Annotated in this window: 27 protein-coding genes and 1 tRNA gene; 14 read left to right on the top strand and 14 right to left on the bottom strand. The window is 73.4% G+C overall.

The genetic code is table 11. The features are described 5' to 3' along the window. Window positions 1-72: 72 nt before the first annotated feature. From ACFWBN_RS05525 to ACFWBN_RS05515, 3 genes are all read left to right on the top strand, one after another. Entirely contained in the window at window positions 73-1,458 is a 1,386-nt protein-coding gene (locus tag ACFWBN_RS05525) for an MFS transporter (protein ID WP_385171243.1), read from the top strand. Between the two features lie 12 nt (window positions 1,459-1,470). Continuing rightward, entirely contained in the window at window positions 1,471-3,375 is a 1,905-nt protein-coding gene (locus tag ACFWBN_RS05520; protein ID WP_385170957.1) for a helix-turn-helix domain-containing protein, read from the top strand. 151 nt (window positions 3,376-3,526) lie between these two features. Beyond that, the gene (locus tag ACFWBN_RS05515) at window positions 3,527-5,026 is read left to right on the top strand and encodes an amidohydrolase family protein (RefSeq protein ID WP_385170955.1); all 1,500 of its coding nucleotides are present in this window, start codon (window positions 3,527-3,529) and stop codon (window positions 5,024-5,026) included. Window positions 5,027-5,038: 12 nt separating this feature from the next. Here ACFWBN_RS05515 and ACFWBN_RS05510 read toward each other — a convergent pair whose 3' ends face one another. From ACFWBN_RS05510 to ACFWBN_RS05495, 4 genes are all read right to left on the bottom strand, one after another. Then, entirely contained in the window at window positions 5,039-5,611 is a 573-nt protein-coding gene (locus ACFWBN_RS05510) for a putative glycolipid-binding domain-containing protein (protein ID WP_385170952.1), read from the bottom strand. Between the two features lie 56 nt (window positions 5,612-5,667). Next, window positions 5,668-5,985, bottom strand: a complete 318-nt coding sequence (locus ACFWBN_RS05505; RefSeq protein ID WP_385170949.1) for a hypothetical protein — start codon at window positions 5,983-5,985, stop codon at window positions 5,668-5,670. Window positions 5,986-6,020: 35 nt separating this feature from the next. Beyond that, window positions 6,021-7,142, bottom strand: a complete 1,122-nt coding sequence (locus ACFWBN_RS05500; protein ID WP_385170945.1) for a glutamate--cysteine ligase — start codon at window positions 7,140-7,142, stop codon at window positions 6,021-6,023. A gap of 123 nt (window positions 7,143-7,265) precedes the next feature. Then, a complete protein-coding gene (locus ACFWBN_RS05495) occupies window positions 7,266-8,198 on the bottom strand; it encodes an NADP-dependent oxidoreductase (protein ID WP_385170942.1) in 933 nt (310 codons plus the stop codon). 110 nt (window positions 8,199-8,308) lie between these two features. Here ACFWBN_RS05495 and ACFWBN_RS05490 point away from each other — a divergent pair, with 110 nt between their 5' ends. Then, a complete protein-coding gene (locus ACFWBN_RS05490; protein ID WP_385170939.1) occupies window positions 8,309-9,265 on the top strand; it encodes a GlxA family transcriptional regulator in 957 nt (318 codons plus the stop codon). On the opposite strand, the gene ACFWBN_RS05485 is transcribed toward ACFWBN_RS05490, so the two are convergent. Together ACFWBN_RS05485 and ACFWBN_RS05480 are read right to left on the bottom strand one after the other, a co-directional pair. After that, complete coding sequence (locus tag ACFWBN_RS05485) at window positions 9,262-10,017, bottom strand: class I SAM-dependent methyltransferase (RefSeq protein WP_385170936.1); 756 nt, start codon at window positions 10,015-10,017, stop codon at window positions 9,262-9,264. The two genes, ACFWBN_RS05490 and ACFWBN_RS05485, sit on opposite strands and share 4 nt — an antisense overlap. 48 nt (window positions 10,018-10,065) lie before the next feature. After that, the gene (locus ACFWBN_RS05480) at window positions 10,066-11,523 is read right to left on the bottom strand and encodes an Ig-like domain-containing protein (protein ID WP_385171240.1); all 1,458 of its coding nucleotides are present in this window, start codon (window positions 11,521-11,523) and stop codon (window positions 10,066-10,068) included. Between the two features lie 154 nt (window positions 11,524-11,677). Here ACFWBN_RS05480 and ACFWBN_RS05475 point away from each other — a divergent pair, with 154 nt between their 5' ends. Both ACFWBN_RS05475 and ACFWBN_RS05470 read left to right on the top strand, forming a co-directional pair. Next, entirely contained in the window at window positions 11,678-12,190 is a 513-nt protein-coding gene (locus ACFWBN_RS05475; protein WP_385170933.1) for a GNAT family N-acetyltransferase, read from the top strand. 20 nt (window positions 12,191-12,210) lie between these two features. Beyond that, entirely contained in the window at window positions 12,211-13,365 is a 1,155-nt protein-coding gene (locus ACFWBN_RS05470) for a sulfite oxidase (RefSeq protein WP_385170930.1), read from the top strand. Here the strand turns inward: ACFWBN_RS05470 and ACFWBN_RS05465 are convergent. Further along, window positions 13,357-13,587, bottom strand: coding sequence for a hypothetical protein (locus tag ACFWBN_RS05465; protein WP_385170927.1), 231 nt, complete (start codon window positions 13,585-13,587; stop codon window positions 13,357-13,359). The genes ACFWBN_RS05470 and ACFWBN_RS05465 overlap by 9 nt on opposite strands. 113 nt (window positions 13,588-13,700) lie before the next feature. Here ACFWBN_RS05465 and ACFWBN_RS05460 point away from each other — a divergent pair, with 113 nt between their 5' ends. Further along, the gene (locus ACFWBN_RS05460; RefSeq protein ID WP_385170924.1) at window positions 13,701-14,291 is read left to right on the top strand and encodes a TetR family transcriptional regulator; all 591 of its coding nucleotides are present in this window, start codon (window positions 13,701-13,703) and stop codon (window positions 14,289-14,291) included. A gap of 18 nt (window positions 14,292-14,309) precedes the next feature. Here the strand turns inward: ACFWBN_RS05460 and ACFWBN_RS05455 are convergent, their stop codons facing one another. Then, the gene (locus ACFWBN_RS05455; RefSeq protein WP_385170922.1) at window positions 14,310-14,960 is read right to left on the bottom strand and encodes a MerR family transcriptional regulator; all 651 of its coding nucleotides are present in this window, start codon (window positions 14,958-14,960) and stop codon (window positions 14,310-14,312) included. A gap of 94 nt (window positions 14,961-15,054) precedes the next feature. Between ACFWBN_RS05455 and ACFWBN_RS05450 the strand changes: the two genes are divergently transcribed. Then, window positions 15,055-15,588: a DUF4188 domain-containing protein gene (locus ACFWBN_RS05450; RefSeq protein ID WP_385170919.1), complete on the top strand. Its 534-nt coding sequence runs from the start codon at window positions 15,055-15,057 to the stop codon at window positions 15,586-15,588. Here ACFWBN_RS05450 and ACFWBN_RS05445 read toward each other — a convergent pair. The 3 genes from ACFWBN_RS05445 to ACFWBN_RS05435 are packed head-to-tail and all read right to left on the bottom strand — an operon-like array spanning window position 15,585 to window position 17,929. Then, window positions 15,585-16,115, bottom strand: a complete 531-nt coding sequence (locus ACFWBN_RS05445) for a GNAT family N-acetyltransferase (RefSeq protein ID WP_385170916.1) — start codon at window positions 16,113-16,115, stop codon at window positions 15,585-15,587. The two genes, ACFWBN_RS05450 and ACFWBN_RS05445, sit on opposite strands and share 4 nt — an antisense overlap. A 42-nt stretch (window positions 16,116-16,157) precedes the next feature. Further along, a complete protein-coding gene (locus ACFWBN_RS05440) occupies window positions 16,158-17,114 on the bottom strand; it encodes an ABC transporter permease (RefSeq protein WP_385170914.1) in 957 nt (318 codons plus the stop codon). Next, complete coding sequence (locus ACFWBN_RS05435; protein ID WP_385170911.1) at window positions 17,111-17,929, bottom strand: ABC transporter ATP-binding protein; 819 nt, start codon at window positions 17,927-17,929, stop codon at window positions 17,111-17,113. The genes ACFWBN_RS05440 and ACFWBN_RS05435 overlap by 4 nt, the downstream gene beginning before the upstream one ends. Before the next feature lie 243 nt (window positions 17,930-18,172). Here ACFWBN_RS05435 and ACFWBN_RS05430 point away from each other — a divergent pair, with 243 nt between their 5' ends. The 3 genes from ACFWBN_RS05430 to ACFWBN_RS05420 all read left to right on the top strand — a co-directional run bounded on the left by ACFWBN_RS05430 (window position 18,173) and on the right by ACFWBN_RS05420 (window position 20,227). After that, window positions 18,173-19,435 carry a sensor histidine kinase gene (locus ACFWBN_RS05430; protein WP_385170908.1) on the top strand — a complete coding sequence of 421 codons (1,263 nt, stop codon included), beginning with the start codon at window positions 18,173-18,175 and terminating at the stop codon, window positions 19,433-19,435. Next, window positions 19,432-20,106, top strand: coding sequence for a response regulator (locus ACFWBN_RS05425; RefSeq protein ID WP_385170905.1), 675 nt, complete (start codon window positions 19,432-19,434; stop codon window positions 20,104-20,106). Before ACFWBN_RS05430 ends, ACFWBN_RS05425 begins: the two co-directional genes overlap by 4 nt. Window positions 20,107-20,153: 47 nt before the next feature. Beyond that, window positions 20,154-20,227 (top strand) — tRNA-Met (locus ACFWBN_RS05420). A gap of 65 nt (window positions 20,228-20,292) precedes the next feature. On the opposite strand, the gene ACFWBN_RS05415 is transcribed toward ACFWBN_RS05420, so the two are convergent. From ACFWBN_RS05415 to ACFWBN_RS05405, 3 genes are read right to left on the bottom strand one after another with little or no spacing between them, the layout of a single operon-like run. Continuing rightward, window positions 20,293-20,778: an SRPBCC domain-containing protein gene (locus tag ACFWBN_RS05415; RefSeq protein ID WP_385170903.1), complete on the bottom strand. Its 486-nt coding sequence runs from the start codon at window positions 20,776-20,778 to the stop codon at window positions 20,293-20,295. Continuing rightward, window positions 20,775-21,116: an ArsR/SmtB family transcription factor gene (locus ACFWBN_RS05410; RefSeq protein WP_385170901.1), complete on the bottom strand. Its 342-nt coding sequence runs from the start codon at window positions 21,114-21,116 to the stop codon at window positions 20,775-20,777. The genes ACFWBN_RS05415 and ACFWBN_RS05410 overlap by 4 nt, the downstream gene beginning before the upstream one ends. 4 nt (window positions 21,117-21,120) lie before the next feature. Continuing rightward, window positions 21,121-21,495: a glyoxalase superfamily protein gene (locus ACFWBN_RS05405; protein ID WP_385170898.1), complete on the bottom strand. Its 375-nt coding sequence runs from the start codon at window positions 21,493-21,495 to the stop codon at window positions 21,121-21,123. A gap of 138 nt (window positions 21,496-21,633) precedes the next feature. On the opposite strand from ACFWBN_RS05405, the gene ACFWBN_RS05400 reads away from it, so the two are divergent. From ACFWBN_RS05400 to ACFWBN_RS05390, 3 genes are all read left to right on the top strand, one after another. Further along, complete coding sequence (locus ACFWBN_RS05400; RefSeq protein ID WP_385170896.1) at window positions 21,634-22,017, top strand: VOC family protein; 384 nt, start codon at window positions 21,634-21,636, stop codon at window positions 22,015-22,017. A 116-nt stretch (window positions 22,018-22,133) separates the two neighbouring features. Beyond that, complete coding sequence (locus ACFWBN_RS05395) at window positions 22,134-22,631, top strand: SigE family RNA polymerase sigma factor (RefSeq protein ID WP_385170893.1); 498 nt, start codon at window positions 22,134-22,136, stop codon at window positions 22,629-22,631. Next, window positions 22,624-23,058, top strand: coding sequence for a hypothetical protein (locus tag ACFWBN_RS05390; RefSeq protein WP_385170890.1), 435 nt, complete (start codon window positions 22,624-22,626; stop codon window positions 23,056-23,058). Before ACFWBN_RS05395 ends, ACFWBN_RS05390 begins: the two co-directional genes overlap by 8 nt. The last annotated feature ends 10 nt before the right edge of the window (window positions 23,059-23,068 follow it).

Genomic DNA, 23,068 nt, shown 5'->3' with positions numbered 1-23,068 from the left:
TGCCGTTACCCTGCGGACTTCTACGTTGTGGCCACACCTGACGTCCCCGCAGACACCCTGGAAGTGGTGCACATGGTCTCCCCCGCAACCGCCCCGAAGGCCCCGTCAGGCATCAGACGGATCGTCGCCGCGAGCCTCGTCGGGACCACCATCGAGTGGTACGACTTCTTCCTCTACGGCTCCGCCGCCGCCCTGGTGTTCAACAAGCTGTTCTTCCCGTCCAGCGACCCCCTCGTCGGCACCCTGCTCGCCTTCCTGACCTACGCCGTCGGCTTCGCCGCCCGGCCGCTGGGCGGGATCGTCTTCGGCCACTACGGCGACAAGATCGGCCGCAAGAAGCTGCTGGTCCTGAGCCTGCTGATGATGGGCGGCGCGACCTTCGCCATGGGCCTGCTGCCCACGCACGCCGCCATCGGCGCCGGCGCTCCGATCCTGCTGACCGTCCTGCGCCTGGTCCAGGGCTTCGCGCTCGGCGGCGAGTGGGGCGGGGCCGTCCTGCTCGTCTCGGAGCACGGCGGCGACAAGCACCGCGGGTTCTGGGCCGCCTGGCCGCAGGCCGGCGCGCCCGGCGGGAACCTGCTCGCCACCGGTGTGCTGGCGCTGCTCGCCGCCGTGCAGTCCGACGCGACGTTCCTCGCCTGGGGCTGGCGGATCCCCTTCCTGCTCTCCGGCGTGCTCGTCGTGATCGGCCTGTGGATCCGCCTCTCCGTCTCCGAGTCCCCGGTCTTCCTCGAAGCCCGGCGCAAGGCGGAAGCGGAGGCCGAGGCGGGTGTCACGGAGAAGCCGCCCGTCGTCCAGGTCTTCCGCGACGGCTGGCGCCAGGTCCTGACCGCGATCGGCACCCGGCTCGGCGAGAACATCTCGTACTACATCCTCACCGCCTTCCTCCTCGTCTACGTCACCTCCCACCTGGGGCTCCCCAAGAGCGACGCCCTGAACGCCGTACTGATCGGCTCGGCCGTCCACTTCATCGCCATCCCGCTGTGGGGCGCCCTCTCGGACCGCATCGGCCGCCGCCCGGTCACCCTGATCGGCGCGGTCGGGATGGCCGGCTGGGCCTTCGCCTTCTTCGCCCTGCTCGACACGAAGTCCTTCCCCGTCATCGCCCTCTCGGTCACGGTCGGGCTGCTGCTGCACGGCGCGATGTACGGCCCCCAGGCGGCCTTCATCTCCGAGATGTTCGACACCAAGGTCCGCTACTCGGGCGCCTCGATGGGTTCCCAGCTGGCCTCCATCATCGGCGGTGCGCTCGCGCCGATCATCGCCGTCGAACTCCTCAAGGACTACGGCTCCTCCGTCCCGGTGTCGGTCTACCTCTGCCTCGCCGCGGTCGTCACCGCCCTGACCGTCCTGGTGGCCAGGGAGACCCGCGGGCGCGACCTGGCCCAGGACGGTCCGGTAGCCGGCGTACCGCGGCAGGCCCGCGGACGGCAGGACTCCGTTCCGCTCGGCGGCTGAGCGGACCGCCGTATGCTCCCCACCGTGACAGCCACCGGCAATCCGAACACCCGGCCCGGTCCGCGGCGCCTCCTGGACCTGCTGGCCCAGGGGGCGCCCGCGGAGGAGTTCGCCCGTACCGCCGCCGAGGCCAAGGAGGCGGGTGCGCCCGCGAGCGAGCTGGCCGCGCTCGCCGAGGCCACCGAGGTGGCCCTGCGCATCCGCCGGACGCTCAGTCAGCACCGCCGCCGCGAAGCGCAGCTCACCGCGCTGTTCGACACCGCCAGCGACCTGGCCGCCCTGCGCGATCTGGACGCCGTACTGCGGGCGATCGTCCACCGGGCCAAGATGCTGCTCGGCACCGGCGTCACCTACCTCTCCCTCAACGACGAAGCCGCCGGCGACACCTACATGCGGGTCACCGACGGATCCGTCGCCGCCTCCTTCCAGCGGGTGCGGCTCGGCATGGGCGAAGGGCTCGGCGGCCTCGTCGCCCAGACCGCGCGCCCCTACGCCACCGGCGACTACCAGGCCGACGACCGCTTCCACCACACCGGCGCCATCGACAGCGCCGTACGGGACGAGGGGCTGCGGGCGATCCTGGGCGTACCGCTGCGCGTCGGCGCCCAGGTGATCGGCGTGCTGTACGCCGCCGACCGCACCCCGCGCGAGTTCACGCCCGACGAGGTCGCCCTGCTCTCCTCCCTGGCCGACCACGCCGCCATCGCCATCGACGGCGCCCGGCTGCTGGAGGAAACGCGGACCGCGCTCGTCGACCTGGGCTCCGCCACCGCGACCATCCGGGCCCAGAGCGAGGCCCTGCGCCGCGCCGAGCACGCCCACGACCAGCTGACCGACCTCGTGCTGCGCGGCGGTGACGCCGGCGGGGTGGCCGGCCGGCTCGCGGACATCCTGGACGGCGGCATCCTGATCCACGACGCGGAGGGCGCCGAGCTGGCCCGTACGGGGGCCGAGCCGCTGTCCCCGCCCGACGGGGCGGTCGCCGCCTCCCGCGCTGGCGGCCGGGCCGTGTCCCTCGACGGGACGTGGGTGTGCGCCGTGCTGGCCGGTCCTGAACTGCTCGGCAGCATCGTGCTGACCGGCCGCCCGGACCTCGCGGACGCCGACCGGCTGCTGTTCGAGCGCGCCGGGGTGGTCACCGCGCTGCTGCTCCTGCTGCGCAGGTCGGTCGCCGAGACCGAGGACCGGGTCCGTGGCGAGCTGCTGAATGACCTCCTGTCCACCACCGGGGACCCGGGCAGCCTGTCGGCGCGCGCCCGCAGGCTGGGCGTCGACCTCGACCGCCCGTACGGGGTGTTCGTGGCGCACGGCGGGACGGCGGACCGGAAGCGGCTGCTGGCCGCGGCCACCCGTGGCGCCCAGGCGCGCGACGGTCTGGCGGGGCTCCACCACGGGCAGGTGGTGGTCGTGGCTCCGGCGCAGGATCCGGGTGCTACCGCCCACGCCCTGGCCGCCGAGCTGGGCCAGGCGGCGTCCGCCGAGGTCACCGTCGGCGCGGGCGGACCCGTGTCGGGTCCGGCCGGCCTGCCGGCGGCGCACGCCGAGGCCCACCGCTGCCTGTCCGCGCTGCGCGCCCTGGGCCAGAGCGGCCGCGGCGGGGCCCTGTCCGACCTCGGCTTCGTCGGCGTGCTCCTCGGCGACCAGGCCGGGGTGGCCGGGTACGTACGGAGCACGCTCGGTGCCGTACTGGACTACGACACCGCTCGCGGTACCGACCTGACGGGCACGCTGGAGGCGTACTTCGCCGAAGGGTCCAGCCTGACCAGGACCAAGGAGGTCCTGCACGTCCACGTGAACACCGTGGTCCAGCGCTTGGAGCGGATCGGCCGCCTGCTGGGCCGGGACTGGAACTCACCCGGCCGGGTGCTCGAACTCCAGCTCGCGCTGCGCCTGCACCGGCTGGCCACGAACCGCTGAAATTCCGCCAGTTCCACAAAATGTTGACGCGCCTCTATCGGAAAGCCCTTTGGCTGACCGACGATCCGGGTATCCTCCCCCGCCTTCATCTGACGACCCGTCGGGGCAGGGAAGGGCGAACCGACCCGTGTTCGTTGGGAGGCAACACGTCATGGAATCCCTCGGAGCCTGTACCGGCGGCGCCTCGCCCGCCGCACCCACCCCCTCGGCCCCCACCGCACCCACCCCCTCGGCCCCCACCGCATCCACACCCACCCCCGTACGCGCGCCCAGCCGTCGGGGCGTTCTGGCCGGCCTGGGAATGGCCGCCGCCGCCCCGCTCGTCCTCGGCGCCGGACGGACGCGGCCGCGGGGCCCGGCGCAGACCGCGCGGGCCACCGTCCTCAGGAACGCCGCGCTCGTCCTCACCATGGATCCGGCCCTCGGCGACGGCCCCCTCGGCACGGTCGCGAACGCGGACGTCCTCATGCGGGACGGCGCCGTCGCGGCCGTCGGCACGCGCCTTCAGGTGCCGCCGGGCGCGCAGGTGATCGATGCCTCCGGCAAGCTCGTGATGCCGGGCTTCGTCGACGTCCACACCCATCTGTGGCAGTCGTCCATGCGCGGCGGCTGCTCGGACCGCGACCTCTTCGGATGGCTCGCCGACTGCAACCGGGCAACCTTCTCCCGCATCCCGGCGGCGGACATGTACCGCTTCGTCCGCCTGGGCGCCCTGGATGCGGTGCAGGCCGGCGTCACCACGCTCGTGGACTGGGTGGACGCCCTCCCGTACGACACGACGGTCCAGTACGTGCGCGCCCTGGCCGACTCCGGGGTGCGCTTCACCTACGCGATGTTCCAGGCCGAGCGGGAGGCCGCGCTGATCCCCCGGGTGAAGCGGGAGCTCCTCGACCCGGTGCCGCTCGCCTCGGCGCAGGTCGCCACGCACGCGGCGCGGGCCATCCAGGGGCTCAACCGGCTCCACTGGGAGCTCGCCCGGGACCTCGGCGTCATGCTCAACAGCCATGTCCTCGAACGCTCCGAACAGCGCGCGGACGACCCGATCGGCGTGCTGACCGACATCGGCGCGTTCGGCCCCCGGCTGCTGATGAACCACGCGATCCACCTGACCGACGCCGAGATCGCCGCGGTCGCCGCGCAGGACGTACGGGTCTCGCACTGCCCGCTGAGCAACATGCGGCTCGCCTCGGGGATCATGCGGCTGCCGGACCTCGCCCGGCGCGGCGTCAAGGTCGGGCTCGGCCAGGACGGCGGTACCAACGACACCTCCGACTTCTTCGCCCTGATGAAGACCGCCATCGGCCTCCAGCGGGCGCGGTCGCAGGACGCTTCGGTGTTCCCGCAGGTCCACGACGTGCTGCGGATCGCCACGCTGGGCGGCGCCGAGGCGATCGGCATGGCCGACACGGTCGGCTCGCTGACCCCCGGCAAGCGCGCCGACGTCATCGTGGTCGACCCCGCCGCGCTCAACTTCGCTCCGCGCTTCGACTGGGTGGGCCAACTCGTCTTCAACGCCCGCCCCGAGAACGTCCACGCGGTCTTCGTGAACGGCCGGCCCCTCAAGCTCGGCGGCCGCCTCGTCGACGTGGACCCCGAGCGTGTCGTACGGGAGGCGGAGGACGCCGCCGGGCGCCTTCGGTCCGCCTCCTGACGGTGCCCGGCCTCAACGGGTGAGCGCGGTCGCCAGTTGCGGATAGTCCAGGACCAGGCCGTCCTCGTCGAAGTCGACGTCGCTGCGGAAGTCCCCGGACTCGTAGCGGATGCGCGCACCGTGCTCGGCGCGGGCCAGATGCGTGTACGTCTGCTCGTTGGCGCTCACTTCGAGGCCGGGGACGGAGACCCAGGCCATCAGGAAGGGGTGCGGTGCGGTTCCGGGCTGCCGGTGCAGGCCGTGCCGGAGCACGGGCATGGTGTTCGTCAGGGGGCACAGGCCCAGGTCGCAGTCGAGGGCACCGTCGAGATCGGGGCGGTGCTCGCCGTCCACCGTCCAACGGCCCGCGTCGTTGCGCAGGTCGAGGATGCCGGTCGACGTCTCCGTGTCGACGGTGACGTGCAGGCGCGAGGTCACGTACGCGTCCACGGTCTCCAGCGTGTACGTGACCCAGTACGGCTCGGGGACCAGGCCCACGGCCCGGCCCCGCGCGGTGAGTCGGCCTTCGGCGAGGACGACCCAGGCGGTCGAGTAGCCCCTGCTCGGGAGGACGTCCCAGGTGCGGACGAGGTTGCGGCTGCCCATGCGGGCGAGCCTACCGGCCGGCCCGCCCGGACCCTTGGAGGCCGTCGAGCCGGCGGTCACTCCGAGTCGTCTCGGGCGAGGCCGAGGGCCACGTCCTGGAGGATCTGCTCGGTCGACGGTTCCGCCTCCGTCTCGTCGTAGGCGTCGGCGACCGCCTCGAAGGCCTGGATGAAGCCGCTGATCAGGGCGCTCAAGGGGTCGGAGAGCTGGTTCAGCAGCGACAGGCCGACCTCCTCGGGGCCCGCCCAGGCCGGAACGACGAACTCCGAGGGGATCACCTCGCCGAGCAGTTCGGAGACGAAGCGGGGCTCCTCTCCACCGCGCAGGGCGGTGAGCGCGGCGATGGCCTTCAGCTTGATCTCGTTCTCGGTCATCCTGCGAGCCTAGGAGCGCGGCGCGCGCACCGCGCTCAGCCCGGGTCCCGTGTCGTCGTGGCCGCGAGCTCGTCGACCACCGCGTCCAGGCATCCCGTACGGCGGTACAGCTCGCGCTGGTGCGCCGCCCCGTCCCCGCGGGCGGTGAGCGGGGCGATCAGGCGCCGGACTTCGGCGAGGTCGCCGGTCGCCTCCAGGCCGGGGCCGGCCCGGCGCAGGAGGGCGGAGGTCAGGGTGCGGGCGGGTACGGTCTCGCCGGTGAGGGGGTCGAGGGCTTCGCCCCGGTGTCCGTAGTGGGCGGCGTAGCGGTGTGCCGACCACAGCCGGCCGGCCGGTACCTCCGGCGGCGCGCCGCCGCGGGGGCCGCACTCCGCCAGCAGGGTCGCGCTGAGCCCGCGGATCAGCAGGGCCAGGAGCACCGTGGTGTCCACGTCCGCGTTGACGTCGGCGATGCGGAATTCGAGGGTCGGTACGTGTTCGGACGGGCGGGCGAACCAGTAGATCATCCTCCGGTCGAGCAGGATCCCGGACCGGACGAGGGCGTCGGCGGTCTGCTCGTAGCCCGCCGGATCGAGCGGCGGTGCGGGCCCCGCCGTCGGCCAGCGGCCGAACTCCACCGACCGCCAGCTGGCGCACCCGCTGTCCAGGCCCCCGGCGAAGGGGGAGTTCGCCGCGAGCGCCTGGACGGCGGGGAGGTAGGGGCGTACCCGGTTGGCGAGTGCGAGGGCACCGGGGCGGTCCAGGGTGCCGATGTGCACGTGGCAGCCGCACACCATCCCGAGCCGGCCGTCCACCAGGGCCCCGTAGTACCGGGCCATGCGCTGGTAGCGCGGCTCGTCGGTCACCGGGATCGGGACCTCGGGCGGCACCACGGCCGTACCCGCGGCGACCAGCAGGCACCCCGCTTCCCGCGCCGCGCGGGCGGCGGTGGCACGCAGGGCCACCAGCTGCTCGCGCAGGTCCGCACCCGAGCGGGTGGGTGTCGTGCAGACCTCGATCTGGCAGGCGTAGAACTCGGGCTGCGCCTGCGGGCCGAGCAGCTCCGAGACCGCGTCGAGCACCTGCGGTGCGCGCGCCACCGGCGCCCGCGTGGAGCGGTCGACGAGGAAGAACTCCTCCTCGACCCCCATGGTGAGGTCCACGGCGGTCGCCGTCATGGCTATCCGATGCCAGCTGACCGGGCCATTTCAGCCTCCAGTCCCGAGTCATCGTGTGGATCACATTTTACTGCCACGGGTCGGCGCGGTCGCGGTGGCCGGAGCAGCCGAGCAGCGGGCGGGTCAGTCGGTGACCGTGAGGACGATCTTGCCGGTCGTGCGGCGGCCGTCGGCGAGTTCATGGGCCTTGGCCGCCCGTTCCAGGGGCAGCGCCGTGTCGATTTCCGGGCGCAGCAGGCCCGCCTCGGCGAGGGCGGCGATCTCCTTCATCCCCGCGTGGTCGGCCTCCACGGCCATGAAGGCGGCGCGCAGCCCGAGCGGGCGCGCCTCGTCCGCCAGGTAGGTCTCGGCCGGCGAGGCGAGGGCGACCAGGATGCCGCCGGGGCGCAGGGTGCGCAGCGAGCGCGGCCCGTAGTCCCCGCCGATGGCGTCGACGACGACGTCGACCGGCTCGATCGCCGTCTCGAAGTCGGCCTCGGTGTAGTCGACGAGTTCGTCGGCGCCGAGGCCGCGCAGGAAGTCGTGTTTGGCGGCGCGGGCGGTGCCGATGACGTGGGCGCCCCGGGCCTTGGCGATCTGCACGGCGAGGTGGCCGACGCCGCCCGCCGCCGCGTGGATCAGCACCCGCTGCCCGGGGCGGACCCCGGCGGTGTCCACGAGCGCCTGCCAGGCGGTGAGCGCGGCCAGCGGCAGCGCGGCGGCCTGTACGTGGGTGAGTCCGGCGGGCTTGCGGACCAGGTGCCGGGCGGGAGACGTCACGTACTCCGCGTAGGTGCCGGCCGGGAGCGGGTGGCGCGGCATGCCGAACACCTCGTCGCCCGGGGCGAGCGTGGTCACCCCGAGGCCGACCGCCTCGACCACGCCGGAGACGTCCCAGCCGAGGCGGATCACGGCGCCGGCGAGTCCGCCCGAGGCGCGGTGCCAGGAGTCGGTCGGGTTGACCCCGGCCGCGTGGACCCGTACGAGCACCTCCGCGGGCCCGGGCTCCGGACGCTCCACCTCGACGACCTTCAGTACCTCGGGCCCGCCAAATCCGTCCTGGCCGATCGCGCGCATCGTCTTCCCCCTGTTCGTTCCGGGCCCCTGCGGCCCTCTTGGATCAAGGCTCGCGGACGGATCCCGCCGGAACGAGTGGCAAGATTGCCATCATCTGCAAGGATCTTGCCATGCATCGTGTCGTGGTCCTGGCCCTCGAAGGCGTCTATCCGTTCGAGCTGAGCATCCCGGTGAGGATCTTCGGCACCGCCGAAGGGCCGTCCGGCGAGCCCTTGTACGAGGTCGCGACGTGCAGCCTGGACGGGGAGCCGGTCACCACCAGTGCCGATTTCGCCATCACGCCGGCCCACGGGAGCGAGGCGCTGCGGACGGCCGACACCCTGGTCATCCCGCCCTTCACCTGCGGCCCCGGCGAGGAACGCGACTGGCTGCCCGAGGAGTTGGCCCGGGCCCTGGCCCTCCTGCCGGCCGGGGCGCGCATCGTCTCGATCTGCACCGCCTCGTACGTCCTGGCCGCCGCGGGCCTGCTCGACGGCCGCCGCGCCACCACGCACTGGAACGAGGCCGAGCGCTTCCAGCGGGCTTTCCCTCAGATCCAGGTCGATGCGAACGTGCTGTTCGTCGACGACGGCCAGGTGCTCACGGCCGCGGGGGTCGCCTCCGGCGTCGACCTGTGCCTGCACCTGGTGCGCCGCGACCACGGGAGCGAGATCGCCAACCGGGTGGCGCGGCTCTGTGTGGTGCCCCCGTGGCGCGAGGGCGGCCAGGCCCAGTTCATCGAGCGCCCGATGCCCCGGCCGGCCGCCTCGACCACGTCCGCGACCCGCGCGTGGGCGCTGGAGCGACTGGACGGGCCGCTCTCCCTCGCGGAGCTGGCGGAGCACGCGCGGATGAGCGTACGGACGTTCTGCCGGCGGTTCCGCGAGGAGGTCGGCATGCCGCCCGGCCAGTGGCTCGCCCAGCAGCGGGTCGAGCACGCGCGGCGGCTGCTGGAGACCACCGACCTGCCGGTGGACCAGGTCGCCGCGCACGCGGGCTTCGGCACCGCCGTCTCGCTCCGCCAGCATCTGGCGGCCTCGATCGGCGTCGCGCCGATGGCCTACCGCAAGGCCTTCCGCGCCGGCTAGGCGGAGGCGGCCGCCAGCGCCGTGGTGATCACCAGCGGCGGCTCCGCCCGCTCCGCCGTCCAGTCGCGGCCGCGCACGAGGTCCGGGTCGGAGACGGTGAGCGCCTCGTCCACGGTCGGGCGGTGCTGCTCGACGTCCCCGAAGCCGGCGCGCTCCAGCAGGCCCGGGAAGATCCCGACGGGCCAGGCGTGGTTGCGCACGTCCTGCCAGGTCCCGTCCGTACGCCGCAGCCGCACGGTCAGCGGGTCGCCCGGCCCGTACACCTCGCCCGGGGCCCCGATCCGCAGCGAGGCGTAGTCCCTGCCCGCACAGGCCGGATCGGTGGTGAGCAGGACGAACGGGGCGCCCGGCCGCAGCAGCCGGCGGATCTCCGCGAACACCCCCAGCACGGCCTCCTCGGTCGGCAGCGACGCGAGCACGTGATTGCACATCACCGCGTCGGCGCAGCCGTCCGGCAGGTCCGTCACCCGGCCGTCCTCGACCAGGTGGTACTCCGCCACGGCCGACCCCAAGGCGCGGGCCAGCGCCAGCATCTCGGGCGAGGTGTCCACGCCCCACACGCGTGCGCCGAGCCGCCGGGCCGCGGCGTCGGCCACCTTGCCGGGCCCGCAGCCGTAGTCCACCAGCACCTGGCCCTCGCCGATCCGGCGGGACAGGGCCCGGAAGACGAACGGATAGCCGAGCAGCCAGTCCGTGGCCGCCTCGACGGCCGCGAATGCCCGGGCACCCTCACGTCCTGACCAGTCGCTCACAGCCCCCACTATCGACCCGCCGCGGCCGTGCGGAGGGCTGCGACACGATCAGGTGGTCGGGTGCAGCCGGGCCGCGGAGGGCGGGGACGCGTCCCGGTGCGCGTCGGCGGCGGCCAGGGCGCTGCCCGCCCGCCAGGACCGCCAGTCCATGTTCCAGTCGCCGAATCCGTTGTCGAAGGGGGCCATCCGCTCACCGCCGCTGTTGACCACTTCGACGATGTCCCCTTCGCGCACGGTGTCGAAGAACCAGGCGGCGTCCTGGGTGCTCATGCCCGTGCACCCATGGCTGACGTTCTCCTCGCCCTGCGCCTCGACCGACCAGGGTGCGGCGTGGATGTACTCGCCGCTCCACGTCACCCGGGTCGCCCAGAGGACGGGCAGGTCGTAGAACTCGCTGGTGCCGCGCTTGATGCCGACGCTGTCCCCGCGCATCCGGACCTTGGGCTCCTTGCGCAGGACGACCTTGATGCCGGAGCGGGTGCGGAATCCGGCCTTTCCGGTGGTGACCGGGATGGTCCTGATGATCCGTCCGTTGCGGCGTACGGTCATCTCGTGGGCGGCGGAGTCGGTGACGGCCTCGATCCGGTCCCCGACGGTGAACTCGGTGCCGTCGGAGGGGCCTCCGTAACCCTGCTCCCCGACCTCGACCCCGTCGAGTCCGCTGCGCACGCTCACCACCGTGTGGGCGGGCCAGTACGTACGCGGCCGGTAGTGCAGGGTCGAGTCGTCGACCCAGTGCCAGGCGCCCTCGACGTGCGGCTCCGAGGTCACCTGCAAGGCCTGCTCCACCCGGGCGCGGGCCAGGAGGTCGGCGGCGGGGACCGGCCGGCTGAGGTCCGCCGTGACGATCTCGCCCGCGCCGTACGTCCCGGGCCGGGGCCCGAACTCGGCCGTCAGCCGGCCGCCGGCCGCCGCCGGCGCTGCGGTCCTGAACGCCATGGTCACGCCGACCGGCGTCCCGGCCGCGTCCTGGGCGCCGACCTGCACGGTGTAGGTCTCGCCCGCCCGCAGCGGCTCGGTGTTCAGCCAGTTCGCGCCGTCCGGGCCGAGTTCGCCGGCCAGCTGGCGGCCGTGCGCGTCGCTGACGGTCACGTCGGTGAGGCGTCCCGGCTCGGCGAGGGCGATCTCCAGCGGCGCGTCGGCGTCCGTGGGGAGCGCGGCCGCGCGGGCGGCGCGCTCCGCGTCGCCGAGGGGCGGTTCCCGCAGTACGGCTCCGCTCCCCCGGGCGGTGGCCCGTACCCGCTGCTCGCGCCAGCCGGTGCACAGCCCGGGCCGGAAGGTGTGCACGGCGCACAGCCCGGCCGCCCCGGCGCGGCCGCCCTCGTCGAGCGCCCTGCCCACCAACAGGGTGACCGCCGCTTCCCGCGGCCCGCCGCCCGGCTCCCGCTGCGCGGCGTCCGTGTCGTGCGCGCGGCCCGGCGCCGCGGCGACCACCAGCATGGCCCCCGTGACGGCGGCCACCACGCCCCACGCCTTGGTCAGTTGCCTTCGTTGTGCCTGTGGCATGGCCACACAGCCCTCCCAGATCTCACACGGCCCGTTGGGAGCATCAAAACGATCGGGAGCCAAAATGATGATCATGAACTCGGCTCTGCAGCCGAACGGACACCCCAAGAGAACTCGTTCGGAGGACACCGCGCGCGCTGCGTAGCATCGGGCCATGCATCAGCTTCAGCTCCTCAAGCGCCTGCAGCTCGATCACGCCCCGGCCCTGCTCGACTTCGAAAGGGCGAACCGGGCCTACTTCGCCGCGTCGGTTCCCGACCGGGGCGACCACTACTTCGCCCACTTCGACGCACGGCACGCCGAGCTGCTGGCCGAACAGGCCGCAGGGCTGCACTTCTTCCACGTCCTGGTCGGTGACGGCGGCGAGATCCTCGGCCGGGTCAACCTGGTGGACGTCGCAGACGGCTCGGCCGAACTCGGGTACCGGATCGCCGAGCGGGCCGCGGGGCGGGGACTGGCCACGGCCGCCGTGCGCGAGGCCTGCGTGCTGGCGGCCCGGGGGTACGGCCTGACCGAGCTGCGGGCCGTCACCACCCTCGACAACGCCGCCTCGCTGGCCGTGCTGGCCCGCACCGGCTTCACACCCGGCGAGGAGTTCGTACTGGACGGCCGGCCGGGCCGGCGCTTCGTACGGGACCTGCGGGACGCCGAGGTGCCGGGCCCGTAGGCGGGGGCGACGATGGGGGGATGGAGGCGTCGTCCCTGAGCGAGGTCAGCACCCCGGCGCGGGTGGCGGCCGACGGTGAGGGGGTGAGCCGGGAGGAGCTGGCGCTCGCGGCCCGCAACCACGGGCTGCCGCTGGAGGCCCTGCGCTACGAGGTCACACCGCCCGGGCTGCACTACGTACTGGTGCACTACGACATCCCCCTCGCGGATGCCGACGGCTGGACGCTCTCCGTCGGCGGCCGCGTCCGCACCCCGCTGACCCTGGACCCGGCGGCCCTCGACCGGTTCCCCGCCGTCACCCTGCGGGTCACCATGGAGTGCGCGGGCAACGGCCGGGCCCTGCTGTCCCCCCGGCCGGTCAGCCAGCCCTGGCTGACCGAGGCGGTGGGCACCGCCGACTGGACGGGCGTGCCGCTGCGGACCGTGCTGGCGGAGGCCCGGGTGCGCGCGGACGCCGTCGAGGCCGTCTTCACGGGCGCCGACCACGGGGTGGAGCGCGGGGTCGAGCAGGACTACCGGCGCAGTCTGCCGCTGCCGGTGGCCACCGGGGACGAGCCCGAGGTGCTGCTCGCCTACGCGATGAACGGCCTGCCCCTGCCGCCGCAGCACGGGTATCCGCTGCGGCTGGTCGTCCCCGGCTGGTACGGCATGGCCCATGTGAAGTGGCTGCGCGAGATCACCCTGGTCGACGCCCCGTTCACCGGATTCCAGCAGTCCGTGGCCTACCGGTACCGGCGGTCCGGCGACGATCCGGAGGACCCCGGCGAGCCCGTGACGCGGATCGCGCCGCGGGCCCTGATGGTCCCTCCCGGTTTCCCCGACTTCATGTCGCGCACCCGCATCGTGCGGCCGGGCCCCGTACGGCTGGAGGGGCGCGCCTGGTCCGGGCGCGGGCCGGTCACCCGGGTCGAGGTGAGCGCGGACGGCGGCGCCGGCTGGAGCGAGGCCGTCCTGACCCCGCCCGGTGCACACCCGTGGGCCTGGCGGTCCTGGACGTATGCCTGGACGGCCGCGCCGGGCGCGCACACCCTCGCCGTCCGGGCCACGGACGCCACGGGACGGGTCCAGCCCCTGCAACAGCCGTGGAACCGCGGCGGCTTCGGCAACAACCTCGTGCAGCGGGTCCCCGTCCTGTGCTGCCGGGCGGCCGCCCCGCCGCCGCAGGCTTCAGCGTGAACGGCGGGCAGTGAGCGCGGCGTTGGCCTTCATCAGGGCGGGGACGAGGACGTAGACGACGATCGGGATGGCGATCGCGGTGAGGACCAGCGTCTGGAGCGCCAGCGGTACGTCCTTCAGGACCGGGCGCAGCAGGGCGAGCACGATCGTGATGGTCGGGTACACGGCGACCCAGGTGATCAGCGCGCGGCGGTGGACGGACGGGACGGCGTGTGCGGACATGAATACCCCCTGGTGAGCGGTTGGATCCGAAATCTCCAACCTTCTGGTTGGAGTCTGGCACAGCCCGCGGCACAACTCCAACCACCGGGTTGGGAATAACGTACGATGGCCGCATGGCCTGGGACACCGCGCGCACCAAGCAGCTCCTCCTCGACGCAGCCGTCGAGGAGTTCGCCGAACACGGCCCCGAGGGTGCCCGCGTGGCGCGGGTGGCCATCCGCGCCGGGATCAACAAGGAGCGGATCTACCAGTACTTCGGCAGCAAGGAGAAGCTGTTCGTCGCCGTACTGGAGGCCGAGCTGGCCAAGCTCGGAGCCGCCGTCCCCATGACCCCCGAACAGGCCGAGGATCTCGGGGACTACGCGGGCCGCACCTACGACTACCACCGCGCGCACCCGCACTTCCTGCGCCTGCTGGCCTGGGAGGGCCTGATGTGCCAGGACCGCGTCGTCGCCGAATGCGAGCGCACCGACCACTACGCGGAGAAGATCGCCGCGATCGCCGAGGCCCAGCGCCGGGGCGCCCTCACGGCCGAGGTGCCCCCCGCGCAGCTGCTGCACTCCCTGATCTCGCTCATCAGCTCCTGGTTCACCCTGCCCCAGCTCGCCCGGATCCTCGTACCCGACGTACTTGAGGCCGGCGAGGGCCGCGACCTGCGGCGCGAAGCCCTCGTCGCGACGGCGCGGCGGCTCACGCGCGCCTGAACCCCGCGGAGTCGGCGATCACGACAGCCCGTAGCGGCGGGCCGACTCCTCCTCCTGGGCGAGGCCGTGGAGCGCCTTGAGCACGGGCTGGAAGAGGATGGTCGCCGCGACGGCGGTCTCGACCTTCTCCGCCTCCGAGGGGTGGGTCTCCACGAAGTCCAGGTCCCGCCGGGCCGCTTGGTGCATGAGCTCGGCGTACGGGGCCATCAGCGCGGCGTCCCAGGGATAGCCGAGCCGGATGAGCGTGGCCACCGCCACCACCAGGGAGCGGTGGACGGGCGAGAGCGCGCCCAGCTCGCGGGCCGTCGACCAGCCCAGCATCTCCAGCAGCCGGTCCACCTCACCGCGTGCGGCGACCGTGGCCTCGTCCTCGGGTTCGGGTTCGGGTTCGGACCCCTGGGGCAGCGCCCAGAGGGCGGCGCCGAGGCGGATCGTGCGGCCCAGCGAGTCGTCGTCGACGTGCCGGAGCACCTCCCGGACCGTCGCCACCGGGACCTTGCCGACCTGGATCATCGCGCGCACCAGCCGGAGCCTGCGCAGGTGGCCCTCGTCGTAGTCGGCCGTCGTCGCGCTGATCCGGTGGCCCGGCCGCAACAGCCCTTCGCGGAGGTAGTACTTGATCGTCGCGAGGGAGACGCCGCTCCGCTCGCTCAACTCCGCCAGCCGCATCCCTTGAACCTTCCCTTGGACAGTGCCACTATCCAACCACGGAGGCTTGGACAGCGCCGCTATCCAAGCGATCGACGAGGACGAGGGGGGCATCGTGTTCGCGAAACCGATACCGGGCCACACCACCGCGGATGTCAAGGGTGACGTCGTGGTCCTGCTGATCGGCATGCGCATCAACCGCTTCCGGGGGGTGCACCACTGGCTGCCGGTGCTGCTGGCCATGCCCCGCATGCTCCGCGAACTGGCCAAGGACCCCGACCGCGGACTGCTCGGGCACGTCCTGCTCACCGCTTCGCCGCGCACGTACTACGTGGTCCAGTACTGGGAGTCGAAGGAGAAGCTCTACGCCTACGCCAAGGCCCCGGACATGTTCCACCACAAGGCGTGGTCGATCATCAACCGCAAGGAGCGCGCCGGAAAGGCGCGCGGTCACGTGGGGCTGTGGCACGAGACGTACGTCGTGCCCGAGGGCTCGCACGAGTCGATCTACTTCGACATGCCGGCCTTCGGACTCGGAGCGGCCAACGGGGTCCTCCCGGTCGGGGCCCGCGGCCGCCGCGCGGCCGACCGCTTCGCCCACCGCCGCCACCCGGCCGCCGACGGGAGCCCGCGGGAAGCCGCCGGTTAGCGGCTGCCCGCCACGGACTCGCCCAGCGCCCGGTGCATACAGGCCCGGGGCCACCGGTCCAGGCCGTGGAGCGCCTCGTGTTCGCGGATCTCCCGCAGGCCGGGGGTGAGCCCGTTCTCGTCCAGGAGCCGGAATCCGCAGCGGGCGTAGTACGGGGCGTTCCACGGGACCTCGGTGAACGTGGTGAGGGTCAGCGCGGGCACCCCGTCCCGTACGGCGTACTCCGCCAGGTGCTCGATCAGGGACCGGCCGATGGCGCGGCGGGCACTGTCCGGGTGCACCGACACCTGCTCGACGTGCAGGTTGCCGTCGACGCGGTCCGCGATCAGGTACGCGACCGGGGCGTCGGCCCCGTCGACCGCCACCCAGGCCAGGCCGGCCTCCCGGTAACGGGCGAGCTCGTCGAGCGGGAGCGGCTCGTCGTCGGCGATCTCGGCCATGCCGATGTCCCGGAAGCAGCGCCCGGCCGCCCTCTCGATGTCCTGGAGCAGGGGCAGTTCGTCCTGTCGTACCGCTCGGATGCTCATGGACGCATTGTTGCGGGCCGGGCGGGCGGTGCCACCCGGATTTCAGGTGAGGCGGCGGCGCGTCCACCAGAAGCAGCCCGCCGCGAGGGCGGCGGCCACGGCCAGGCACAGGCCCGTCTCCACCCACTGCAGCGGCCACAGGTGGGCCTGCGGGTGGTACTCGGCCCAGCGTCCCGTGGCCCCGTGCCGCGCCAGGCACTGCCCGTAGTCCTCGGCCCCCCAGCACCTCGGCACGTCGGGGATCCGCCGGCCCTCGGCGGAGAGCAGGCCCTCGCCGAGCACCCACGCGCCGTCCGGCGCCCCCGGGACGTCCGCGCCCTGCTGCCGGACGAGGACCGACGGCCACAGGGCCGCCCGCATCCGCTCCAGTGCGAACAGCAGGATCCCGCCGACCGCCAGCGCGGCGCCCATGGCCGCCACCGTCCGCCGGATCAGCAGGCTCAGGGCGATGCCGACCAACAGCATCAGCACCGCCTTGGCCACCGGGGCCGGGCCGATGGCGTCGTACGGCATCAACCCGTACCAGGGGAACCGGCTGCCGAGCGGAACGGCCACCGTGTGCCACCACCAGGTCGCGGCGGCGGTGACCAGGCCCGCGAAGAGGACCGTCAGGGCCGCGGGGACGGCGAGGTTCGCCAGGAACCACCGGGTGCGCGTCACCGACTGGGCCAGCGCGGTGCGGTACGTGCCGGACTCCAGCTCCTGGGCGAACAGCGGCGCGCCGAGGAAGAGGCCGAAGACGAGCGGCAGCAGCACCAGCACCTGGAGCGGTCGGCGCAGCGGGTACTGGTGCTGCTGCTGGAAGTCGGTCAGCGCGTCCATGCAGCGCCGGGAGTTCTCGGCGCCGGCCCCCGTGCACCCGTCCAGCTGCCGGACCACGGCGTCGGCCGCGCCGTAGGCGCCGTAGGCGAAGTACCCGGCGACCAGGGCGGTTCCGGCGAGGAGCGCCCAGCGGGCCGTACGGTGCCGGCGCCACACCAGCCAGGTCACGCCCTTCACGCCACCGCCCCCGTCGGCTCGGGACGGGCGGCCGGGGTGATCACCGTCGGCAGGTCGGGGTCGCGCAGATAGGTCATCAGGAGGTGTTCCAGGGAGGGGGCGGGGCCGTCACCGGCGGTGCGGTGGGCGGCGCGGAGTTCGTCGATGTCGCCGGCGAGGCGGACCCGGCCGGAGCCGATGACCAGCAGGAAGTCGCAGGCGTCGGCCAGTTCGGAGACGACGTGCGAGGACAGCAGCACGGTGGTGCCGTGCGCGGCCGCCTCGGACAGCAGGAGGCGGCCCATCTCGTGGCGCACCAGCGGGTCCAGGTCGGCCATGGGCTCGTCCAGCATCAGCAGCCGGGGGCGTTTGCCGAAGGCCAGGGCGAGGGCGACCCGGGTGCGCTGGCCGCCGGAGAGCGAACCGACCCGGGCGCGCAGCGGGATGTTCCCGCCCTCGATGACGCGCTCGGCGGCCGCCTGGTCCCAGGTGGGGTTCATCTCGCGGCCCATGCGCAGGATCTCGGAGACCCGGAAGCCGCGGTAGAGCGGCTTGTCCTGGCTGAGCAGGGCGGTGGAGCGGCGGGCCGCCGGGGCGGCGGGGGGTTCGCCGAAGACGCGGATCGCGCCCTCGGTGGGCGTGAGGAGGTCGGCGGCCAGGGACAGCAGGGTGCTCTTGCCCGCCCCGTTGGGTCCGACCAGCGCGCAGACGCGGCCGGCGGGGATCTGGAAGGTGCAGTCCTTCAGGGCCCAGCCGCGGGAGTAGCGGCGGCCGAGCCCGTCGGCGCGCAGCGCGGGGACGCGGGGGTCGTGGGGAACGCGGGGGTCGTGGGTCATCGGCCGGCCCGGGCCGGCGGCAGCGCGCCGAGCAGCGGCGTGGGCGGCTTGGGTTCGTTGTGTCCGTTGTTCATGGCGCCGACGCTAGGGAGGCCGTCCGGCCGGGTGCATCGGCGCAAGGTCTGCGCCCGGCCCGACCTTCGGCGGCGCGGGGCCGGTCCTCGGGTGACCAAAGTAGGGGATCCGCAGACGAAGGTACGGATGGGCGATTTGCCCTGATTACCTCGCGTACGCTTTTGGCCCATGCCCCGAACCTCGCGCGAGCGGTCCATCGACCTCGCCGTCGTGGTCCTCGCCGCCGGTCTGTCGGTCGCGGTGGCCGCGGCCGCACACAACCCGCTGCTCATGTTCCCGCGCACGCCCGTGTGGACCTGGGCGATGCACCCCGTGGAGGAGCTGTTCCGGCTGCGCTTCTACGGCACGGGACCCTTCATCGCGGCGTGCGCGGCCCTCACCCTGTGGTGGCGCCGGCGCTACCCCGTCCTCGTCACCGCCGTCACCCTGGTCCTGGGACTGACCTCCTCGGCCGTCACCGTCGCGGCGATGGTGGCGCTCTTCACCGTGGCGGCGCTGCGTCCCGTACGGACCACCGCCTGGGTCGCGGCGGCCGCGGCGCTCCCGGTACCGGTCGCCTGGCTGCTGCGCTCGGCCCCCGGCGACGGGCTCTCCGTCACGGGCACCCTGTTCATCGCGTGGGCCCTGGTCGCCCTCGCCGTCGGCTGGGGCCTGTTCGTACGCTCGCGGCGGATGCTGGTCGCGACGCTGACCGAGCGGGCGCGGCGCGCGGAGGAGGAGGCGGCCCGGCGGGCGCTGGAGGCGCAGCTGCGGGCCCGCGAGGACATCGCGCGCGAGATGCACGACGTACTGGCGCACCGGCTGTCGCTGCTGAGCGTCCACGCCGGAGCCCTCGAATTCAACCGGTCCCCGGACCCCGGTGACGTGGCCCGGGCGGCGGGCGTCATCCGGGACAACGCCCACCAGGCGCTCCAGGACCTGCGCATGGTCATCGGCGTCCTGCGCACCCCGACGGACGGGTCGCATGTCCCGGACGGGTCGCATGTCCCGGACGGCTGCGAGGACCGTACGGAAGGCCCGGCCGAGGCGCCCCAGCCCGTCCTCGCCGACCTGGCCCGGCTCGCACGCGAGTCCCGGGCCGCCGGAATGGACCTGCGGCTGGACGTACGGGTGGGCGACCCCGACGAGGTCCCGGTCCTGGCCGGGCGCACCGTGTACCGCATCGTCCAGGAGGCACTGACCAACGCGCGCAAGCACGCCCCGGGTGCCGAGGTCCGCGTCGAGGTGAGCGGTGAGCCCGACAGCGGGGTCGACATCATCGTCCGCAACCCGCTGCCCGGTCCGCGGGTGCCCTCCGGGTCCGCCATTCCGGGCTCGGGGCAGGGGCTGATCGGCCTGGCCGAGCGCACGACGCTGGCCGGCGGGCAGCTGCGGCACGGCCCGGCCGCCGGGGACTACCTGGTACAGGCCTGGATACCGTGGTCGGCATGATCCGGGTCCTTCTCGCCGACGACGATCCGCTGGTGCGGATGGGGCTTCGGCTAATGTTCGGCAGCGTCGATGACATCACCATCGTGGCGGAGGCCGCCGATGGCGAGCAGGCCGTCGCCCTGGCCCGGGAACACGCCCCGGACGTCGTCCTCCTCGACATCCGGATGCCGGTGCTGGACGGGCTGGCGGCGACCCCGGTCCTGCTGGCCCTGCCGAAGAGCCCGGCGATCGTCATCCTGACGACCTTCAATCCGGACGAGTACGTCGTACGGGCGCTGCGCGCGGGGGCCGCCGGGTTCCTGCTCAAGGACACTCCCCCGACGGAGATCGCGGCGGCGGTACGCCGGGTGGCGGCCGGGGAGCCCGTCCTGTCCCCGGCGGTGACCCAGCAGCTCATCGCGCGGGTCGCGGCCCCGGCGGAGCCGGCCACCGACTCGCGTGCGGCGGCGCGGGCCCGGCTGGAGCGGCTGGCGGCGCGGGAGTACGACGTCGCGCTCGCGGTCGGGGAGGGCCGTACCAACGCGGAGATCGCCGCCCGGTTGTACATGAGCGTGCCCACCGTCAAGGCGCACGTGTCGAGCATCCTGGCCAAGCTGAACGTGACCAACCGGGTCCAGGTCGCCCTGATCGTGCACGACGCGAAGGGGCTGGGGCGGCCCGGCGGGGAGTGAGGGTGGTCGGGGGCGGGCCCGGAGTGCCGTAGGGTGAGGTTTACCGACGCGGGGTGGAGCAGCTCGGTAGCTCGCTGGGCTCATAACCCAGAGGTCGCAGGTTCAAATCCTGTCCCCGCTACTAACCGGAAGGGCCCGGATCCTCAAGGATCCGGGCCCTTCCGTCATATCCGGGATCCCGCCGCCTCAGAGCCGCTCGACCACGGCGCGCAGCGCGTCCATGACGAAGGTGCGCCAGCCCTTGCCCATGATGGTGCGGGCCGCCATCTGCGCCGGGTCGTCCGGGTCGAAGCCCTCGTGCACGAGGAAGAGCCGGGTGCCGCGGCCCTCCGGTTCGAGGGTCCAGGTGATGGTCCAGTCCGCCGTGTTGGCGGCGTCGGCGTCCCGCCAGCGGACCGACAGCATGCGCCCGGTCTCGTAGGCGAGGACCTCGGCCGCGGTGGTGCCGGAGTAGCCCGTGTTGGGGCGGGGCAGCGTGGTCATCCTGTAGCGGTGGCCGACCTCCAGGCGGAAGTCCGACGCCATGAGCCACTGGGCGATCAGCTCGGGCTCGGTCAGGGCGCGCCAGACCTTGGCGGGCGGGTGCGGCAGGAACTGGTCGACCCGGACGGTGGTGAGGTCGTCGTCGGGCACGGGGAGCGGGCCGGGGTCGGAGCCGGAGTCGGTGGTCATGTCTCATCGTCGGGCATGCGGTCGAGGAGCTCGCCCAGGTCCTTGAACCGGTCGCGCCAGAACCGCTCGTACGGATGGAGCCAGTCCTGCACCTCGGCGAGCGGCGCGGCCTCCAGGCGGTAGATCCGCTGCCGGCCGGCGCGCTCCTCGGAGACGAGCCCGGCCTCCCGCAGCACCTTGAGGTGCTCCGAGAGGCTGGGGCGGCGCATGTCGAAGTGGTCGGCGAGGGTCTGGACGGGCTGCGGGCCGCGCTCGCGCAGCAGGCGCAGGACTTCGCGGCGGGTGCCGTTGGCTAGCGCGGCGAACACGCGGTCCTCTGCGGCACCCGTCGTGACCATGGGGCTAGAAGCCTTCCTTCTCCGTGAGCAGCATCAGGCCGTTTCCGTCGGGGTCGCGGAATGCGGCCATTCGCCCCCAGGGGGCGTCGTCCGGCCCGTCGACCTCGACACCGGCCGCCGCCAGCCTGGCGCAGTCGGCGTCGACGTCGGCCGTGACGCACATGATCCCCCGGGTGGAGCCGGGCGTGAAATCGCCCATCCCCGGGCCGGAGAGCGTGAAGACGGTCTGCGCGCCCTCGGGGGCGACCTGGAGCCAGCGCATGGGACCGACCCGGCGGTCCGTGCGCACCTCGAAGCCGAGCACGTCGGTGTAGAAGGCGAGGGCCCGGTCCTGGTCGGCGACGGGGAGGGTGACGAAGGAGGCGTGCGTGATGTTCATGCCTCCACGATAGGTAGGGGATTCCCTACGCGTCAAGCGTAGGGAATCCCCTACCTATCGCCGCTGGGCACGCGCATGCGACCCCCGGTGAGCCGGGAGGAGGATGGGAAGGGGGCTGCTGCGGCGATGGGAGTGATCATGTTCCAGGACACCAAGGCATTCAGCGGCTACTCGGTGGACGACATCGGGAAGGCCAGGGAGTTCTACGGCGGGACGCTCGGCCTGCGGGTCTCGGAGGACCACGGCATGCTCTTCCTGCAGCTCGGGAGCGGGGCGAGCGTCCTGCTCTACCCCAAGGACAACCACCGGGCGGCGGACTTCACCGTGCTCAACTTCCCGGTGGCCGATGTCGAGAAGACCGTCGACGAACTCACGGCGCTCGGCGTGGCCTTCGAGCGCTATCCCGGCTTCGAGCACGACGCCAAGGGCATCGTCAGGGAGCAGGGGGAAGGCATGCCGTCGATCGCCTGGTTCAAGGACCCCGCGGGCAACGTCCTGTCCGTCATCGAGGAGTCGCCCTGAACCGGATGGTTTCCATGTGACGGCACTCACACGGCTTTCGGGTGTCCCGTGTCAACCGGATGCGCCGCGGCGGGCGTATGCCGGGTGAGAGGGACACATGGATCCGGGAGTGATTGTTGACCGTCGAGGAGTTCGAACAGTTCTATGCGCAGGCGGCGGGACGGCTGACAGGGCAGTTGTACGTGATGCTCGGCGATCACCATGAGGCCCAGGACGTGGTGCAGGAGGCCTTCGTCAAGGGGTGGGGCCGGCGGCGTCAGCTGGACCGCGACGGCCGGCCGGAGGCGTGGATCCGTACGGTCGCGTGGCGGCTCGCGGTGAGCCGGTGGCGCGTGCGCCGCCGGACCGCCGACGCCTGGCAGCGCACTGCCCCGGCGGATCACGTGGAGGGTCCGGGGCCGGAGGCCGTGGCCCTCGTTGAGGCGCTGCGGCAACTGCCCCTCAAACAGCGCCGGACGATGACCCTGCACTACGTGTGCGACCTCACGGTCGAGCAGATCGCCGCCGAGACCTCCCTGTCCACGGGCACGGTCAAGACCCACCTCTCCCGGGGGCGGGCCGCCCTCTCCCGCCGGATGCAGGACCCGCGCATTGAGGAGGCGCCCGATGCCTGACTCCCACGAGCACGAGCACGAGCACGACCACGTCCACGTCCACGATCCGCTGCGGTCGCTGTTCCGGGAAGCGGCCTCCGCCGGAGGGTCCGGGAGCGGGCTGCCGCCCGTGTCCGTGATCGCCCGGCGCGGGGAGCGGGCCCGTCGGCACCGGATCGCCGGGATCGCCGTCGCCTGCTGCCTCGTCATCGCCGGATCCGGTGCGGCCCTGGCCACGTTCCTGCCGGTCGGCTCGGGCCCGACCCTCCCGGCCACCACCCCCGCTCCCGCCCCACCGTCCCCCGCGCCGACCCTCCTTACGGACGGGTCGCCGACGCCCGGCCCGCCCCCCGCCACGGCGAGCGCCGGCGCGTCCGCCACGACCACCCCCACATTCACCACCTTCCCCACGCCGACCGGCACCTCCACGTCCCGGCCTCCCCGGTAGCCCCTCCCTC

Source organism: Streptomyces sp. NPDC059989 (assembly GCF_042736975.1).
In the GTDB taxonomy this organism is placed as follows: domain Bacteria; phylum Actinomycetota; class Actinomycetes; order Streptomycetales; family Streptomycetaceae; genus Streptomyces.
Note: the sequence above shows the minus strand (reverse complement) of the source record. Positions and strands in the feature narration are given on the sequence as shown.

What these genes read in the sequence shown, in the direction of transcription:
- ACFWBN_RS05525 (WP_385171243.1), top strand. Translation starts at nt 73, where the DNA reads ATGGTCTCCCCCGCAACCGCCCCGAAGGCCCCGTCAGGCATCAGACGG.
- ACFWBN_RS05520 (WP_385170957.1), top strand. Translation starts at nt 1,471, where the DNA reads ATGCTCCCCACCGTGACAGCCACCGGCAATCCGAACACCCGGCCCGGT.
- ACFWBN_RS05515 (WP_385170955.1), top strand. Translation starts at nt 3,527, where the DNA reads ATGGAATCCCTCGGAGCCTGTACCGGCGGCGCCTCGCCCGCCGCACCC.
- ACFWBN_RS05510 (WP_385170952.1), bottom strand. Translation starts at nt 5,611, where the DNA reads ATGGGCAGCCGCAACCTCGTCCGCACCTGGGACGTCCTCCCGAGCAGG.
- ACFWBN_RS05505 (WP_385170949.1), bottom strand. Translation starts at nt 5,985, where the DNA reads ATGACCGAGAACGAGATCAAGCTGAAGGCCATCGCCGCGCTCACCGCC.
- ACFWBN_RS05500 (WP_385170945.1), bottom strand. Translation starts at nt 7,142, where the DNA reads ATGACGGCGACCGCCGTGGACCTCACCATGGGGGTCGAGGAGGAGTTC.
- ACFWBN_RS05495 (WP_385170942.1), bottom strand. Translation starts at nt 8,198, where the DNA reads ATGCGCGCGATCGGCCAGGACGGATTTGGCGGGCCCGAGGTACTGAAG.
- ACFWBN_RS05490 (WP_385170939.1), top strand. Translation starts at nt 8,309, where the DNA reads ATGCATCGTGTCGTGGTCCTGGCCCTCGAAGGCGTCTATCCGTTCGAG.
- ACFWBN_RS05480 (WP_385171240.1), bottom strand. Translation starts at nt 11,523, where the DNA reads ATGCCACAGGCACAACGAAGGCAACTGACCAAGGCGTGGGGCGTGGTG.
- ACFWBN_RS05475 (WP_385170933.1), top strand. Translation starts at nt 11,678, where the DNA reads ATGCATCAGCTTCAGCTCCTCAAGCGCCTGCAGCTCGATCACGCCCCG.
- ACFWBN_RS05470 (WP_385170930.1), top strand. Translation starts at nt 12,211, where the DNA reads ATGGAGGCGTCGTCCCTGAGCGAGGTCAGCACCCCGGCGCGGGTGGCG.
- ACFWBN_RS05465 (WP_385170927.1), bottom strand. Translation starts at nt 13,587, where the DNA reads ATGTCCGCACACGCCGTCCCGTCCGTCCACCGCCGCGCGCTGATCACC.
- ACFWBN_RS05460 (WP_385170924.1), top strand. Translation starts at nt 13,701, where the DNA reads ATGGCCTGGGACACCGCGCGCACCAAGCAGCTCCTCCTCGACGCAGCC.
- ACFWBN_RS05455 (WP_385170922.1), bottom strand. Translation starts at nt 14,960, where the DNA reads ATGCGGCTGGCGGAGTTGAGCGAGCGGAGCGGCGTCTCCCTCGCGACG.
- ACFWBN_RS05445 (WP_385170916.1), bottom strand. Translation starts at nt 16,115, where the DNA reads ATGAGCATCCGAGCGGTACGACAGGACGAACTGCCCCTGCTCCAGGAC.
- ACFWBN_RS05435 (WP_385170911.1), bottom strand. Translation starts at nt 17,929, where the DNA reads ATGACCCACGACCCCCGCGTTCCCCACGACCCCCGCGTCCCCGCGCTG.
- ACFWBN_RS05430 (WP_385170908.1), top strand. Translation starts at nt 18,173, where the DNA reads ATGCCCCGAACCTCGCGCGAGCGGTCCATCGACCTCGCCGTCGTGGTC.
- ACFWBN_RS05425 (WP_385170905.1), top strand. Translation starts at nt 19,432, where the DNA reads ATGATCCGGGTCCTTCTCGCCGACGACGATCCGCTGGTGCGGATGGGG.
- ACFWBN_RS05415 (WP_385170903.1), bottom strand. Translation starts at nt 20,778, where the DNA reads ATGACCACCGACTCCGGCTCCGACCCCGGCCCGCTCCCCGTGCCCGAC.
- ACFWBN_RS05410 (WP_385170901.1), bottom strand. Translation starts at nt 21,116, where the DNA reads ATGGTCACGACGGGTGCCGCAGAGGACCGCGTGTTCGCCGCGCTAGCC.
- ACFWBN_RS05405 (WP_385170898.1), bottom strand. Translation starts at nt 21,495, where the DNA reads ATGAACATCACGCACGCCTCCTTCGTCACCCTCCCCGTCGCCGACCAG.
- ACFWBN_RS05400 (WP_385170896.1), top strand. Translation starts at nt 21,634, where the DNA reads ATGTTCCAGGACACCAAGGCATTCAGCGGCTACTCGGTGGACGACATC.
- ACFWBN_RS05390 (WP_385170890.1), top strand. Translation starts at nt 22,624, where the DNA reads ATGCCTGACTCCCACGAGCACGAGCACGAGCACGACCACGTCCACGTC.